The following is a 13,578-nucleotide window of genomic DNA, read 5'->3' as shown; positions in this document are numbered from 1 at the left end:
TGCCGACTCCCACGCCGGCCCCGTTCGCCCCTCCGGGAGGATTCGAACCCCCGACCTGGCGGGTAGAAACCGCTCGCTCTGTCCCCTGAGCTACGGAGGGAAGGGTTCTTCCACACTACCGGGTCGCACCACGCCGTCGCGGACGCTGGCGAACGACGGACTCTCGGCGTAGCGTCAGCACCGGAGGCATCGAAAGGAGTTCACCGATGAGCACCACGGAGACGCACCACCCTCTCTGGGTCGCCTATGGAGCATCCGGCGTCGCCGGAAGCATCCGCAAGGACGACGACGGCTATACGGTCACCATGGCCGGGGCGAGCGAGGCGACAGGCACGTACCCGACGATGGAGATCGCGAAGAGCGCGCTCCACGCGCACATGACGCCAGGCAGCGACTGGCCCATGTTCCGCGAGCACTGATCCGCGCGGCGCACCCAGCCTTGGGGCGCGTCACGGGGCGGCACGCGTCACGCCGATCGCTCGGCGGCGACGCGCGCCGGTGTCCGCCGCGTGTCGAGCAGGGGCAGCGAGACATGCACCAGCGGGCCGATCAGGACGGCGAAGAGCACTGTGCCGATGCCGACCGTGCCACCGAGCAGCCAGCCCACGACCAGCACCGAGACCTCGACGAGGGCCCGGCACACCCAGATCGGCCAGCCGAGGCGGGCGTTCATGCCGGTCATGAGCCCGTCGCGCGGGCCCGGGCCGAAGTGGGCGCCGATGTAGAGCCCTGACGCGACCGCCACCAGGACGATGCCGCCGAGGAGCGTCGCGAGCTGGGCGGCGAAACCCGACACGGGCGGCACGACGGCGAGCACGATCTGCATACTCGTGCCGACGAGGAGGATGTTGGCGATCGTGCCGATGCCCGGCTTCTGGCGGAGGGGGATCCAGAGCAGCAGCACGAAGAATCCCACGATGTTGGTGATCCAGCCGATGCCGATGCCCGTGCGCACGGACAGGCCCTGCGCGAAGACGGTCCAGGGATCGACGCCCAGTCCGGCTTCGACGGTGAGCGCGCAACCGGCTCCGTAGAGGAAGAGACCGACGAGCAATTGGACGATTCGGCGTGGCATGAGGTCCATCCAATCTCATGATTGGCCCGTTGACTGCAGTCCAATATGAGTACGCTGGCCTTATGGACTCCCGCATTTCCGCGCGCGCCCTCGCCGCGGCCCTTGGCGGCTGGCGCACGCGCGAGCCGGCGTACGAAGCGCTGGCCGACGGCATCCGACTGCTCTGTCTCGACAACAGGCTCGCGCCGCGCACGGCGCTGCCGGCCGAGCGAGAGTTCGCTGCCGCGCTGCACGTGAGCCGCAGCACCGTCGCCGCCGCCTACCGGAGCCTGCGCGAGACCGAGCACATCGCGAGTCTGCGCGGATCGGGCAGCGTCACTCTCCCGCTCGGGCGCCGAGATCCGGGACGCGCCGACGCCGGGGAGGGGATGATCGACCTTCAGCAGGCGAGCCCACCCGCCTGGCCGGGGCTGGCGGGAATCATGGCCGAGACCGCCGGCGGCGCATCTGCGCTGGTCTCGCGCGTGGGATACGACGTTCTGGGTCGGATCGAGCTGCGTGAAGCGATCGCCGAGCGGTACACCGCGCGGGGGGTTCCGACGCATCCGGACGAGGTGCTCGTCACGACCGGGGCACAGAGCGCGATCCACCTCGTGTCGACACTGCTCATCGGGCGAGGAGACCGCGTGCTCGTGGAGACGCCGACATATCCGCACGCGGCGGACGCGCTGCGCCGGGCTGGGGCCCGTCTCGTGGGAGTGCCAGTGACCACCGAGGAAGGCTGGGATCTCGATCGGGCCGAGCAGGCGTTCGCCCGGACTCTCCCGGTGATGGCGTACCTGATGCCCGACTTCCAGAATCCGACGGGCCGGAGCATGAGCGTCCAGGAGCGCGAGGTGATGCTCGCCGCAGGGGAGCGGTCGGGGTCCGTGCTGGTCCTCGACGAGACGACCGCGGATCTCGACATCGACCGCGGATGTTTCGCGCCGGGCTTCGCGGCATCCGAGCCCGGCACAGTGGTGCGGATCGGTTCCCTGGGCAAGACGGTGTGGGGTGGGCTGCGGATCGGGTGGGTGCGCGCCGACGGGGATCTCATCCGCAGGCTCGTGGCGGCGCGACCTGCGCACGACCTCGGCACCCCCGAGTTCGAGCAGGCCATCGCCACCCGCCTCCTGTCGCAGTTCGACGACATCGTCGTCCAGCGTTCGGAGTTGCTGCGCTCGGGACGCGACGCGCTCGTACGGGCGCTGCGGGAGCGGTTGCCCGCGTGGGATCTGCCGGATGCTCACGGCGGCGTCTCCCTCTGGATCGAGCTCGGCGCCCCACTCAGCTCGGCCCTGGTCATCGAATCCCGATCACGAGGTGTGCTGCTGAGTGCGGGACCGCGCTTCTCCGTCGATGGTGGGCATGAACGACACCTCCGGGTGCCCTTCACCGCACCCCCCGAGGAGATGGTGCGCGCCGCGGAAGTGCTCGCGGACGCCTGGTCGTCGGTGCGGGCGGGCGCGCCATCGACGACCGTGGAGCAGGTCGGCGCGGTCATCTGAGACCACGGTGGAGATCCTGGCCAGGCGTGTCTCAGCGGGCGGACATCAGGCTTTCGACCGCATCGTCAGCGCTCCAGAAATCGCCGAGATCGCGGAAGGCATGAGTCGCTGGGTTGTAGCGTCGCGCACGGAATCGGATGCCGCCCGCCTGGGTGACCGTCTGGAGATGACCGATCACGCGCCCACCCGGCTCCAACACCCGCCAGAGGGCGGGCGCCGCGGCGACGAGACGCATACGGGTGCGCGGGGCGAGGAGCGGCGTGCCCGATGTGCGGGCTCCGATGACAGCTGACATGTTGCCTCCCTGTCATTCGAACATATATCCGGGCTCCGACATTCCGCCTCCGGGGTTCTTCCGGCGTTTCCTCCCCAGCGGCTCAGGTGTGACCGCTGTCCACAGATCGCTCGTCCGCTGCGCGCCGAAGACCCGAACGCGGCGAGGCTGAGTCCACTGCCGGCGTCCTCGGGCACGGGGCGCCGGCAGTACCGGGGACGGTCCTCGGGACGACAGGAAGGATGAGTCATGAGCGACACAGGCGACACGATCACGATCACCGGCAACGTGGCGACACCACCCGAACTGAAGCAGACACCGACCGGCGTCGCGATCGTCACGTTCCGGGTGGCGAGCGGTCAGCGGCGGTATAGCCGGGAAGCCGGAGGATGGACCGATGCCGGAACGAACTGGTACACCGTCTCGGTGTTCCGCACGCTGGCCGAGCACGCCTACCGATCGCTCCAGAAGGGCGATCGCGTGATCCTCACGGGTCGCCTGCGACTGCGCGAATGGGATAACGGCACCCGCCGGGGCACGGCCATCGAGATCGACGTCGACGCGATCGGGCACGATCTGCGCTGGGGGACGACGACGTTCCAGAAGGACTCGCGGGCCACGACGACCGACAGATCGCAGACCTGGTCGACGGAGCCTGCCGGCGACGTCTGGGCGGCGCCCGGCGTCGACGGAGCGCACGAGTCCGGAGAGGAGGAAGAAGTCGTGAAGCCCGTGCTCGTGGCAGTCGGATCTGGTTCCGACACCGCTGGTGTCGATGTGGAGACGCCGTTCTGAGGCGTTCAGCATGCGCGGGGCCGGCGGCCTAAACTCTCCCCGTGGCCCGAGACCTCCCGCCCCGCGCTCGCTCCGACGTCCGTTCGATGCGCGCCCCACGGGTGATCGCCGTCATCGCGCTCGTCGGCGCGCTCACCGCCTGTAGCCCTGACGGACCGGAGCCGACGCCGGCGCCCACGATCACGACCGCGGAAAGTGCACCGAGCCCGAGCGGTACGCCGACTGCGCCGGCCGCACCCACGCTCGTGCCTGACGGCACGGCAGAGGACAACCTCCCGCTGTTCTCGTCGGTCACCGCTGCCGTGTGGGCGACCGATGCCCGCGTCACCGGGCGCGCGTACGTCGATGCGCTCACGGCGGCGGGGTTCGACAAGGCCGCGATGCAGGTCACGCAGGACACGTCGACGGTGGGCAATCCCGCCGAGAGCATCCAGTTCTCGGTGCGCTGGAACGATCAGTGCCTCATCGGCCAGGTCGGCCCCGCGACGGGGGATCCCGTCACTGTCGTGGTTCCGGTACTCGCGGAGGGAAACTGCCTCGTGGGGCAGACCCGCCCGATCGACTGGTGAGCTCGGACCACCCGACGCGCCGTGGCGGATGCGGGACGCGCTCACGCCGCTCGCCGCGCCGCCCGGTAGGCTGGGACGCTGACGTCTGAAGTCCAAGGAGAGCAGAAACCCGCATGGCTGAGTACATCTACTCGATGGTCCGAGCCCGTAAGGCCGTCGGCGAGAAACTGATCCTCGACGACGTCACGATGGCGTTCCTCCCTGGCGCGAAGATCGGCATGGTGGGCCCGAACGGCGCCGGAAAGTCGACGATCCTCAAGATCATGGCCGGTCTCGACACCCCTTCGAACGGCGAGGCGAAGCTCAGCCCGGGCTTCACCGTCGGAATCCTCATGCAGGAGCCGGAGCTCGACGAGACCAAGACGGTTCTCGAGAACATCCAGGACGGCATCGCCATCAAGGCCAAGGTCGACCGGTTCAACGAGATCTCCGGCCTCATGGCCGACCCCGACGCCGACTTCGACGCGCTGCTCGCGGAGATGGGCGTCCTCCAGGAGGAGATCGACGCCGCCGACGCGTGGGACCTCGACTCCCAGCTGGAGCAGGCGATGGACGCTCTGCGCACTCCGCAGGGCGACGCGCAGATCGGGCCGCTCTCGGGTGGTGAGAAGCGCCGCGTCGCCCTCACCAAGCTCCTGCTGCAGAAGCCCGACCTGCTGCTCCTCGACGAGCCCACCAACCACCTCGACGCAGAGAGCGTGCTCTGGCTCGAGCAGCACCTGCAGAAGTACCCCGGCGCGGTGATCGCCATCACGCACGACCGGTACTTCCTCGACAACGTGGCCGAGTGGATCGCCGAGGTCGACCGCGGCCGCCTCATCGGATATGAGGGCAACTACTCGACCTACCTCGAGAAGAAGGCGGAGCGTCTGGCGATCCAGGGCAAGAAGGACGCCAAGCTCGCCAAGCGCCTCGCCGAGGAGCTGGACTGGGTCCGCTCGAACCAGAAGGGGCGCCAGGCCAAGTCCAAGGCTCGACTCGCCCGCTACGAGGAGATGGCGGCCGAGGCCGACCGGACCCGCAAACTCGACTTCGAGGAGATCACGATCCCGCCGGGTCCGCGCCTGGGCAGCGTCGTGATCGAGGCGAAGAAGCTGCAGAAGGGCTTCGACGGCCGGTCGCTGATCGACGGGCTGAGCTTCACGCTCCCGCCGAACGGCATCGTCGGCGTGATCGGCCCGAACGGTGTCGGCAAGACCACGCTCTTCAAGACCATCGTCGGCCTCGAGTCCCTCGATGGCGGTGACCTCAAGATCGGCGAGACGGTCAAGATCAGCTACGTCGACCAGTCGCGCGCGAGCATCGACCCGCAGAAGAGCCTGTGGGAGGTCGTCTCGGACGGGCTCGACATCATCACGGTCGGCAAGACCGAGATCCCCTCGCGCGCGTACGTGTCGAAGTTCGGTTTCAAGGGACCGGACCAGCAGAAGAAGGCCGGCGTGCTCTCCGGTGGTGAGCGCAATCGCCTCAACCTCGCGCTGACGCTCAAGGAGGGCGGCAACCTGCTGCTCCTCGACGAGCCCACCAACGACCTCGATGTCGAGACGCTCCAGTCGCTGGAGAACGCGCTGCTCGAGTTCCCCGGCTGCGCGGTGGTCATCACGCACGACCGCTGGTTCCTCGATCGAATCGCGACCCACATCCTCGCGTATGAGGGCACCGACGAGAACCCCGACCGGTGGTACTGGTTCGAGGGCAACTTCGAGGCGTACGAGGCGAACAAGATCGAACGCCTCGGAGCGGAGGCGGCGCGTCCGCACCGCACCGCGTACCGCAAGCTCACGCGTGACTGAGACGGGCGACGGGGCGGTCGCAGCAGCCGCGGAAGGCGACCGCCGCCTGCACATTCCCATCCACCTGAGATGGGGAGACCTCGACGCGTTCAACCACGTCAACAACACGTCGATGCTCAAGCTCCTCGAAGAGGCGCGCGTCCGGGCGTTCTGGCTGCCCGAGCCCGGCGAGGATGCGCCGGCCACGGCAGTGCTCGACTCGAGCATCTTCAGCGGGATGTTGACGCTCATCGCCCGTCAGGAGATCGAATACCTGGCCCCGGTGCCGTACCAGCGGCATCCGCTCGATGTGCAGATGTGGTTCGGGAAACTGGGCGGGTCGAGCATCGAAGTCTGCTACGAGGTGTACAGCCCGGTCGAGTCTGCGGCAGGGGGGCGAACCCTGTACGCACGCGCCACCACCGTGATCGTGAAGGTCGACGCCGAGACCGGTCGTCCGCTTAGACTCACCAGCGAGGAGCGCGCGGCGTGGGCGCCCTACGTCGGCGAGCCGATCGACTACGCCCACCGTCGCTGAACCCGCCCACCGGCGCCATTCAGCCGGCGTCGTCGCCTGCACCGGGGACGCGGATCATGATCTCCTGCGCCACACTGGCCATCAGCGTCCCGTCTGCGGCATAGATCCGCCCTGACGCGAGGCCGCGGCCACCGCGGGCGCTCGGTGATTCCTGGACGTACAGCATCCATTCGTCGACGCGTCCGAAGCGATGCCACCACATCGCGTGGTCGAGGCTCGCGACCTTCAGTCCAGGCGTCGCCCATGAGACGCCGTGGGCTCGGAGGATGGACTCCTGGATCGTCAGGTCGCTGAGGTATGCGAGCGCGGCCCGGTGGACCGCTGCGTCGTCCGGGATCGGTCGGCGCGCGCGCATCCAAACCGCCTGGTGCGGTGCCTTCTCGGCGTCGGCGGTGAGGTAGATGGGCGATGGTATGTGCCGCAGATCCACCGGCCGGTCGGTGAAGAGCCGCTTCGACATCGGGTGGAGGCCCCCGAGGTGCGCCTCGATGTCGGGAAGGTCCTCCGGCGCAGGAACCCCTTCGGGCATGACCGCCTGATGGTCCAGTCCAGGGTCCTCGTCTTGGAACGACGCGATCATCGAGAAGATCGGGACGCCTTCCTGGAACGCCTGCGTGCGCCGGGTCGAGAACGAGCGTCCGTCGTGGATGCGATCGACGGAGAAGGTGATGCCCTTCGCAGAGTCGCCCGGACGCAGGAAGTAGCCGTGCATCGAGTGCACGATCCGCTCCTCCGGGATCGTGCGCGACGCCGCGACGATCGACTGCGCGAGCACCTGCCCGCCGTACACGCGACCGAGCGGCATCGACTGCGATCTGCCGGTGAAGATGTCTTCCGTGGTGCGCGCGTCGGACGCGCTCAGATCGATGACCGACAGCATCGACGCGACCGGGTCCTTCTCCGGCGCCGTCTCGGCGTTCGGCTCGGCATCCACGGGTGCTCCTCTCCCGGGGCGGCGGCCGCCCGTAGGTCCGCTTGGTAGCTTAGAGGGCGATGTCACCGCGCCTCTTGCTCGCCGATCCCGAGTCCGCCGCCGACGCCCTCACCTTCGCGGGTAGGGCAGCGCGCTTCACCGTCGAGGGCGTCCGGCTGCAGGCGTCGGGCGGGGTCCTGGCCATGACCGCCGCCCCGCTGGCGCCGCGTGGCTTCGGTGATCCGACGCCGACCGTCCTCGCGCTCCGCTCGCTCGGCGCAGACCCTGAGCTCGTGTGCGACCTCGTGGTCGAGGCATCCGCTCTGTCCGCCACGACCGACGATCCGCGAGCTCTCATGCTCCCCGAGACCGCCCTGTCGCCCGCGTGGGCCGGGATCACCCCGCCGCGCAGCGGCTGGGATGCACGGCCCGGCCTGGAGGCGTCGACCCTCGCGGCCAAGGCGCAGGGCGGGATCGCCCGCGTCGCCGACGCGGTGCCGACAGATGCCGGTGAGGACGTGGTGCGCACGGTCCGCGCCGCGGTGTGGGGCGCGCCCGACGAAGAGCTGGGAGGCCTCCCGCTCGGCGTCGCGTTCGCGGCACTGAGCCTCGGCTTCATCAGCGGCAGCGAGACCGCCCGGGTGTTCGCGAGCGGGCCGTGGACCCGTGTCAGCCTGTCCCGAGGGCACGTTCTGGTTCGCGGTCCGGTGGCGACCGGCCTCACGCCCGTCCGGCGCACGGGATCACCGGCGAACTGAGTCGGCGGCCGGATCGAGCGGACGATGAACGAACCCGTCCTAAACGGCCGTGGCCGCCGCGCGCCCGGCGATCCGTCCCGAGAAGAGGCATCCGCCCACGAACGTTCCCTCGAGTGCGCGATAGCCGTGGACGCCACCACCGCCGAAACCGCTCGCTTCGCCCGCGGCGTACAGTCCCGCTACGGGCTCGCCCCCGGCGCCGAGCGCGCGTCCTGACAGGTCGGTCTCGATGCCACCGAGGGACTTTCGGGTGAGCACGCGCAGCTTCACGGCGATGAGCGGACCCGACTTCGGGTCGAGGATCCGGTGCGGGCTCGCAGTGCGGATGAGCCGATCGCCGCGGAACGCGCGCGCTGAGCGCAGCATGGCGATCTGAGCGTCCTTGGTGAAGTCGTTGTCGATCTCCCGGTCGCGGGACTCGACCTCGAACCGCACCCGGTCGGCGTCGAGAACGTCGCCGCCGGGCAGCGCCTGCATGCCCGCGATCAGGTCGTCGAGGCTGTCGCGCACGACGAAGTCGGCGCCGCGATCCATGAAGGCCTGCACGGGACCGGCGGCGCCCTTGCCCAGGCGAGACTTCGCGAGGAGCGTGATGTCCTTCCCGGTGAGGTCGGGGTTCTGCTCACTGCCCGAGAGCGTGAACTCCTTCTCGATGATCTTCTGCGACAGCACGAACCAGGAGTGGTCGTGGCCGGTCGCCCGCAGGTGCGCGAGCGTGCCGAGCGTGTCGAAGCCGGGGAACAGGGGCACCGGCAGCCGGCTGCCGGTCGCGTCGAGCCACACCGACGAGGGACCGGGGAGGATGCGGATGCCGTGATCCGGCCAGATCGGATCCCAGTTCTGGATCCCCTCGACGTAGTGCCACATGCGGTCGCCATTGATCAGCCGGGCACCGGCCGCCGCCGACACCGGCTGCATCGACCCGTCCACGTAGGCGGGCACGCCCGTCACCATCGTTGCCGGGGGAGTGCCGAGGCGCTCCGGCCACCACTGACGCACGAGGTCATGGTTGCCGCCGATTCCCCCCGACGACACGATCGTCGCGGCTGCGGTGACGGTGAACGTGTCGACCGCCTCCCGCGAGCTCGCGACGCCGCGTGCGGCTCCGGAGGGCGCCAGGACGTCGCCGGCCGCGCCCGTGACGACACCGCGGTCGACGGTGAGCGACGTGACCCGGTGACGGGGCAGGATCGTCACGCGCCCGTTGGCTTCACCGTCCTCCACCGCGGCCTGGAACGGTGCGACGATCCCCGGGCCGGTTCCCCATGTGATGTGGAAGCGCGGCACCGAGTTACCCGGTCCGGTCGCGGTGTACCCGCCGCGCTCCGCCCAGCCGACGATCGGGAAGAAGCCGACGCCCTTCTCGCGCAGCCATGCCCGCTTCTCCTCGTGCGCGAACTGCAGGTAGGCCTCGGCCCACCTCCGCGGCCAGAGGTCTTCGTCACGGTCGAATCCCGCGTTGCCGAACCAGTCCTGTCGCGCCAGCTCGAGCGAATCCCGGATGCCCAGCCGGCGCTGCTCGGGCGAATCGATGAAGAACAGCCCGCCGAACGACCACCACGCCTGCCCACCGAGGTTCGACCGCGGCTCCTGGTCGACGATCGTCACGCGCTTGCCCGCGGCGACCGCCTCCGCGGTGGCGACGAGGCCCGCGAGCCCCCATCCGATGACGAGGATGTCGGTGTGGTGGGAGGGCATGTCGACTCCTTCGTCGGCGGCGGGTGGAACCGTGTCGGCTGACTCAGCGGGCGGGGTCGGGGTCGGCCGGCGGTGCCGCCGTGATGGGGAGGGATGCTGCAGCCCGGGGGCCTGCGGCGGGTCCGATGCCCGCGGGCTCGAAGGTATTCACCATGGCATACGCGGCGCGCTGGAGGTAATCCCAGAGCGTCGCCTCGTGGAGCGGCGGGAGGTGGAGCTCGTCCACAGCGACGCGCATGTGCCCGAGCCACCGGTCGCGCGCGTCGGGGTCGACGTGGAACGCCGCGTGCCGCATGCGCAGCCGGGGGTGGCCCCGCTCCTGGCTGTACGTCGTCGGACCGCCCCAGTACTGCTCGAGGAACAGCGTGAGGCGCTCTCTCGCGGGTCCCAGGTCCTCCTCGGGATACATGGGCTTCAGCACCTCGTCGGCGGCGACGCCGCGGTAGAACACGTCGACGAGCCGCACGAACGTGTCGTGACCGCCGACCTCGTCGAAGAAGCTCAGCGGGCTGGCCGGGTCGGTCATGGAGTTCCTCCGGTGGTCGTGCCGGATTCGTCGCCCGCAGGCGCTGCCGACGGTTTCTTGGGGGTTCGCTTCGGCTTCCACACCGCGCGCTCGGGCGCGGAGGCGACAGGCGTGGGCTTCGTCTTCGGCGGGTTGGCACCGCGCACGCGCTGGGCACCCTCGAGCCCGCTCGGCATGACCGCGGCGAGGGCTGGGAGCGTGATCCCCATCTCGTCGATGGCGTGCTTGAGGCGCATTCGCAGCTCGCGGGCGACGTCGTCCTTGGCGTTCGCGCGCGTCTTCATGACCAGACGGATCACGAGCGCATCTCCCGAGATCGACTCGAGGCCCCACACCTCGGGCTGCTCGAGGATGCGTGTGCGCCACTTCGGATCCTTCGCGAGCGCCTTCGCGGTGTCGAGCATCACCCTCTCGACCTCGCTGATGTCGGAGTCGGTCGCCACCGAGAGGTCGAGGATGACTCGCGACCAGCCCTGCGACAGGTTGCCGATGCGCAGGATCTCGCCGTTGCGCACGTACCAGAGGGTGCCGTTGACGTCGCGCACGTGCGTGACGCGGACGCTCACATACTCGACGATGCCGGTCGCCAGGCCGAGGTCGACCACGTCGCCGATCCCCACCTGGTCCTCGGCGACGATGAAGATGCCGTTGAGCACGTCCTTCACGATGTTCTGCGCACCGAAGCCGAGGCCTGCGCCGATGGCGGCGGTCAGGAGCGTGAGCGAGCCGAGCGCGGTCGGCGCCAGCACGTTGATGATCAGCAGCAGAGCGATGATCACGACGGTCACGTTGACGATGTTGCTGAGGATCGACCCGAGGGTGCGCGTGCGCTGGACGAGCCGCACCGACGCCAGAGGCGACCTCTCGAGCGCCTGGGTGTCGTCGACGTTCGCTTTGTTCTTGGCTCCGTTGACGATGCGCCCGACGACGCGGTGGATGACGAAGCGCAGGATCCACACGACGAGCACCGCGCCGACGATGATGCCGGCCACCGACAGGAGGTTCCAGCCTGCCTTGACGAAGAACTCGCCGACATCCCGCCAGAGCTCGACGTCGGTGAGGTCGGGGGCTTCCGGGGCGGGAGTGGATTGGACGGGCACGCGGATCATCGTCACGATCCTAACGACGTCCAGCTGCGCTCAGCCTGGGCGGCGCTCAGGGTGTGGGTGACTCGTCACCAGCGGAAGGCAGGGGCGCAGACGCATCCACGAGTCGGTGCCGGTGGGCGAGGATCACCGCGTGCACGCGGTCGCGTGCCCTGATCTTGGCCAGCACCCGGCCGACATGCGTCTTCACGGTGGATTCGCTCAGGAACAGGTGGCGCGCGATCTCGGCGTTGTTCATCCCCTGGGCGATCGCGATGAAGACGTCCTTCTCGCGTTCGGTGAGTTCCGTCGTCGGGTCGTCCGCGGATGAGGCATGCGGTGCCGCCGCCCGGGGCGCCGCATGGAGCCTGTCGATGAGTCGCCGTGTGACCGAGGGCGCCAGCACCGCGTCGCCGCGATGCACCGCGCGGATCGCGGCGGTCAGCTCGGAGCGCTGCGCATCCTTCAGGAGGAACCCGCTCGCGCCGGCATCGAGGGCGCCCAGCGCGTACTCGTCGAGGTCGAACGTGGTCAGGGCGAGCACGCGCGTCTGCGGGTGAGCGGCGACGATCGATCGGGTGGCGGCAATGCCGTCGGTACGCGGCATCCGTATGTCCATCAGCACGATGTCGGGGGCGTGCGCGGCGGCGGCGCGCACCGCCTCGTCGCCGTCGGCCGCTTCGCCCACGACGGCGACGTCCGGCTCCGCCTCGAGCACGAGGCGGAAACCGAGCCGGATCAGCTCCTGATCGTCGACCAGGAGGACGCGGATGGGGGTGGTCATGGTCCGTTCTCCTCCACTGCGGTCGTCGCACTCGCGTGCGCCGGCAGGGGCAGCGAGGCCTGCACCGCCCACCGCCTGCCGTCGACCGCTCCGGCCTCCAGCGTCCCTCCCACGTGCGCCGCGCGCTCGCGGAGTCCGGGAAGACCGAACCCGGCGCGCGCCGGCGGGTCCGCAGCATCCGTGCGCGGTCGCACCCCGTCGTTGACGATGGTGAGGTCGACGGTGTCTGCCCGAGCGGTGATCCGCACCTCGATCGCGGCCGCGAGCGGTGCGTGCCGCATCGCGTTGGTGAGCGACTCCTGCACGATGCGCGCCACCGCGAACCGCACTTCCGCCGGCAAGCCGTCGAGGCGACCCTCCACCTGCAGCACGACGGGGAACCCCGCCCGCTGGGCGGATTCGACCGCATCGGCGACGGACGCCGACTCTATCGGCGCGAGCGGCGCGTCGGGGGAGAGATCGGGGTCGCGCAGCACCCCGAGCATCGCGCGCATCTCGGTCAGCGCACCCCGAGCCGTGGCGGCGATCTGCTCGGTGGCAGCGCGGGCGCGCGTGATGTCGGATGTCGCGGTCGCCCCCTCCGCGAGGGCGACGACGACGGTCAGGTTGTGCGAGACGATGTCGTGCATCTCGCGCGCGATGCGCGTCCGCTCGGCCGCGGCGCCCAGGCGCGCCTGCTGGTCCCGTTCGACCAGCAGTTGCCGCGAGCGGTCGATGAGCGCTTCCAGATACCGGCGGCGGTTGCCGACGTTGATCCCGATCAGGGCGCCGATCAGCAGGGCGATCGTCGCCGATACCAGCGAGGTGAGGAGGTAGCTCCACGTCGCGGGGTCCGCGAATCCGGCGATGAGCGTGTAAACGGCCATCAGGGCGGTCACCGAGGCGAACGCGATCCAGCACGACCGCACCGATCGATAGACGGCGACCGCGTAGATCCCGAAGGCGGGAAGGACATGGGATACCGGGACCAGGCTCGGCGGCAGGATCACCAAGGGCAGGGCGGCCACGGCGAAGACGAGCAGCGGCCGAGAGCGCCGGAACAGCAGGGCGACGCACGCGCCGGTCACGACGACGATCGCGAACACGGTCTGCGCCCCCGTCGGGGGCACGGGGTATTCGGAGCGGATCGCCGCAGTGGGCACCGACAGCAGGAACGCGACGACGGTGACGATCACGTCGGCGAACCGCGGATGCCGGGCCCAGAAGCGCCGGAAGACGCCCGGAGGGCGAGGCAGCAGGAGGCCGTCGTCGGCGCCGGGGGCGGCGCCGACGACGACCTGGCTGGCGGATCGCGGCATTCGGTC

The 13,578-nt window shown here is 69.8% G+C and carries 15 protein-coding genes and 1 tRNA gene; 7 read left to right on the top strand and 9 right to left on the bottom strand.

What is annotated here, in order from left to right; all coding sequences use genetic code 11:
• Nucleotides 1-27: 27 nt before the first annotated feature.
• Nucleotides 28-100, bottom strand: a tRNA-Arg gene (locus MRBLWH3_RS13280).
• A 106-nt stretch (nucleotides 101-206) separates the two neighbouring features.
• Between MRBLWH3_RS13280 and MRBLWH3_RS13275 the strand changes: the two genes are divergently transcribed.
• A complete protein-coding gene (locus MRBLWH3_RS13275) occupies nucleotides 207-419 on the top strand; it encodes a methyltransferase (protein WP_116193189.1) in 213 nt (70 codons plus the stop codon).
• A gap of 47 nt (nucleotides 420-466) precedes the next feature.
• On the opposite strand, the gene MRBLWH3_RS13270 is transcribed toward MRBLWH3_RS13275, so the two are convergent.
• Nucleotides 467-1,075 (bottom strand): YczE/YyaS/YitT family protein, encoded by a 609-nt coding sequence (locus tag MRBLWH3_RS13270; RefSeq protein ID WP_363432703.1) that lies wholly within the window; start codon nucleotides 1,073-1,075, stop codon nucleotides 467-469.
• A 62-nt stretch (nucleotides 1,076-1,137) separates the two neighbouring features.
• Between MRBLWH3_RS13270 and MRBLWH3_RS13265 the strand changes: the two genes are divergently transcribed.
• Nucleotides 1,138-2,562 (top strand): PLP-dependent aminotransferase family protein, encoded by a 1,425-nt coding sequence (locus tag MRBLWH3_RS13265; RefSeq protein WP_363432701.1) that lies wholly within the window; start codon nucleotides 1,138-1,140, stop codon nucleotides 2,560-2,562.
• A gap of 31 nt (nucleotides 2,563-2,593) precedes the next feature.
• Here the strand turns inward: MRBLWH3_RS13265 and MRBLWH3_RS13260 are convergent, their stop codons facing one another.
• The gene (locus MRBLWH3_RS13260) at nucleotides 2,594-2,857 is read right to left on the bottom strand and encodes a hypothetical protein (RefSeq protein ID WP_363432699.1); all 264 of its coding nucleotides are present in this window, start codon (nucleotides 2,855-2,857) and stop codon (nucleotides 2,594-2,596) included.
• A 228-nt stretch (nucleotides 2,858-3,085) separates the two neighbouring features.
• Here MRBLWH3_RS13260 and ssb point away from each other — a divergent pair, with 228 nt between their 5' ends.
• The 4 genes from ssb (at nucleotide 3,086) to MRBLWH3_RS13240 (ending at nucleotide 6,510) form a co-directional block, all read left to right on the top strand.
• Nucleotides 3,086-3,631, top strand: a complete 546-nt coding sequence (gene ssb, locus MRBLWH3_RS13255; RefSeq protein WP_363432697.1) for a single-stranded DNA-binding protein — start codon at nucleotides 3,086-3,088, stop codon at nucleotides 3,629-3,631.
• 41 nt (nucleotides 3,632-3,672) lie between these two features.
• Nucleotides 3,673-4,200: a DUF6993 domain-containing protein gene (locus MRBLWH3_RS13250; protein WP_363432695.1), complete on the top strand. Its 528-nt coding sequence runs from the start codon at nucleotides 3,673-3,675 to the stop codon at nucleotides 4,198-4,200.
• A 113-nt stretch (nucleotides 4,201-4,313) separates the two neighbouring features.
• Nucleotides 4,314-5,993: an energy-dependent translational throttle protein EttA gene (gene ettA, locus MRBLWH3_RS13245; RefSeq protein WP_363432693.1), complete on the top strand. Its 1,680-nt coding sequence runs from the start codon at nucleotides 4,314-4,316 to the stop codon at nucleotides 5,991-5,993.
• On the top strand, nucleotides 5,986-6,510 hold the full coding sequence (locus MRBLWH3_RS13240; protein WP_363432691.1) for an acyl-CoA thioesterase: 525 nt from the start codon (nucleotides 5,986-5,988) through the stop codon (nucleotides 6,508-6,510). Before ettA ends, MRBLWH3_RS13240 begins: the two co-directional genes overlap by 8 nt.
• 19 nt (nucleotides 6,511-6,529) lie before the next feature.
• Here the strand turns inward: MRBLWH3_RS13240 and MRBLWH3_RS13235 are convergent, their stop codons facing one another.
• Nucleotides 6,530-7,390, bottom strand: a complete 861-nt coding sequence (locus MRBLWH3_RS13235) for an acyl-CoA thioesterase (protein WP_363435504.1) — start codon at nucleotides 7,388-7,390, stop codon at nucleotides 6,530-6,532.
• Nucleotides 7,391-7,503: 113 nt separating this feature from the next.
• Here MRBLWH3_RS13235 and MRBLWH3_RS13230 point away from each other — a divergent pair, with 113 nt between their 5' ends.
• Nucleotides 7,504-8,181, top strand: coding sequence for a hypothetical protein (locus MRBLWH3_RS13230; protein ID WP_363432688.1), 678 nt, complete (start codon nucleotides 7,504-7,506; stop codon nucleotides 8,179-8,181).
• A gap of 39 nt (nucleotides 8,182-8,220) precedes the next feature.
• Here the strand turns inward: MRBLWH3_RS13230 and MRBLWH3_RS13225 are convergent, their stop codons facing one another.
• Genes MRBLWH3_RS13225 through MRBLWH3_RS13205 form a run of 5 tightly spaced genes read right to left on the bottom strand, consistent with a single transcriptional unit; the run spans nucleotide 8,221 to nucleotide 13,572 of the window.
• The gene (locus tag MRBLWH3_RS13225) at nucleotides 8,221-9,879 is read right to left on the bottom strand and encodes an FAD-binding dehydrogenase (RefSeq protein ID WP_363432686.1); all 1,659 of its coding nucleotides are present in this window, start codon (nucleotides 9,877-9,879) and stop codon (nucleotides 8,221-8,223) included.
• A gap of 43 nt (nucleotides 9,880-9,922) precedes the next feature.
• Complete coding sequence (locus tag MRBLWH3_RS13220; RefSeq protein ID WP_363432684.1) at nucleotides 9,923-10,405, bottom strand: globin; 483 nt, start codon at nucleotides 10,403-10,405, stop codon at nucleotides 9,923-9,925.
• Nucleotides 10,402-11,514: a mechanosensitive ion channel family protein gene (locus tag MRBLWH3_RS13215; protein ID WP_363432681.1), complete on the bottom strand. Its 1,113-nt coding sequence runs from the start codon at nucleotides 11,512-11,514 to the stop codon at nucleotides 10,402-10,404. The genes MRBLWH3_RS13220 and MRBLWH3_RS13215 overlap by 4 nt, the downstream gene beginning before the upstream one ends.
• A gap of 46 nt (nucleotides 11,515-11,560) precedes the next feature.
• Nucleotides 11,561-12,274 carry a response regulator transcription factor gene (locus MRBLWH3_RS13210; RefSeq protein WP_363432678.1) on the bottom strand — a complete coding sequence of 238 codons (714 nt, stop codon included), beginning with the start codon at nucleotides 12,272-12,274 and terminating at the stop codon, nucleotides 11,561-11,563.
• Nucleotides 12,271-13,572 (bottom strand): sensor histidine kinase, encoded by a 1,302-nt coding sequence (locus MRBLWH3_RS13205; RefSeq protein ID WP_363432676.1) that lies wholly within the window; start codon nucleotides 13,570-13,572, stop codon nucleotides 12,271-12,273. Before MRBLWH3_RS13205 ends, MRBLWH3_RS13210 begins: the two co-directional genes overlap by 4 nt.
• Between the last annotated feature and the right edge of the window lie 6 nt (nucleotides 13,573-13,578).

Source organism: Microbacterium sp. LWH3-1.2 (assembly GCF_040675855.1).
Classification (GTDB): domain Bacteria; phylum Actinomycetota; class Actinomycetes; order Actinomycetales; family Microbacteriaceae; genus Microbacterium.
Note: the sequence above shows the minus strand (reverse complement) of the source record. Positions and strands in the feature narration are given on the sequence as shown.

What these genes read in the sequence shown, in the direction of transcription:
- ettA (WP_363432693.1), top strand. Translation starts at nt 4,314, where the DNA reads ATGGCTGAGTACATCTACTCGATGGTCCGAGCCCGTAAGGCCGTCGGC.
- MRBLWH3_RS13275 (WP_116193189.1), top strand. Translation starts at nt 207, where the DNA reads ATGAGCACCACGGAGACGCACCACCCTCTCTGGGTCGCCTATGGAGCA.
- ssb (WP_363432697.1), top strand. Translation starts at nt 3,086, where the DNA reads ATGAGCGACACAGGCGACACGATCACGATCACCGGCAACGTGGCGACA.
- MRBLWH3_RS13210 (WP_363432678.1), bottom strand. Translation starts at nt 12,274, where the DNA reads ATGACCACCCCCATCCGCGTCCTCCTGGTCGACGATCAGGAGCTGATC.
- MRBLWH3_RS13265 (WP_363432701.1), top strand. Translation starts at nt 1,138, where the DNA reads ATGGACTCCCGCATTTCCGCGCGCGCCCTCGCCGCGGCCCTTGGCGGC.
- MRBLWH3_RS13205 (WP_363432676.1), bottom strand. Translation starts at nt 13,572, where the DNA reads ATGCCGCGATCCGCCAGCCAGGTCGTCGTCGGCGCCGCCCCCGGCGCC.
- MRBLWH3_RS13225 (WP_363432686.1), bottom strand. Translation starts at nt 9,879, where the DNA reads ATGCCCTCCCACCACACCGACATCCTCGTCATCGGATGGGGGCTCGCG.
- MRBLWH3_RS13235 (WP_363435504.1), bottom strand. Translation starts at nt 7,390, where the DNA reads ATGCTGTCGGTCATCGATCTGAGCGCGTCCGACGCGCGCACCACGGAA.
- MRBLWH3_RS13215 (WP_363432681.1), bottom strand. Translation starts at nt 11,514, where the DNA reads ATGATCCGCGTGCCCGTCCAATCCACTCCCGCCCCGGAAGCCCCCGAC.
- MRBLWH3_RS13270 (WP_363432703.1), bottom strand. Translation starts at nt 1,075, where the DNA reads ATGCCACGCCGAATCGTCCAATTGCTCGTCGGTCTCTTCCTCTACGGA.
- MRBLWH3_RS13220 (WP_363432684.1), bottom strand. Translation starts at nt 10,405, where the DNA reads ATGACCGACCCGGCCAGCCCGCTGAGCTTCTTCGACGAGGTCGGCGGT.
- MRBLWH3_RS13230 (WP_363432688.1), top strand. Translation starts at nt 7,504, where the DNA reads ATGTCACCGCGCCTCTTGCTCGCCGATCCCGAGTCCGCCGCCGACGCC.
- MRBLWH3_RS13260 (WP_363432699.1), bottom strand. Translation starts at nt 2,857, where the DNA reads ATGTCAGCTGTCATCGGAGCCCGCACATCGGGCACGCCGCTCCTCGCC.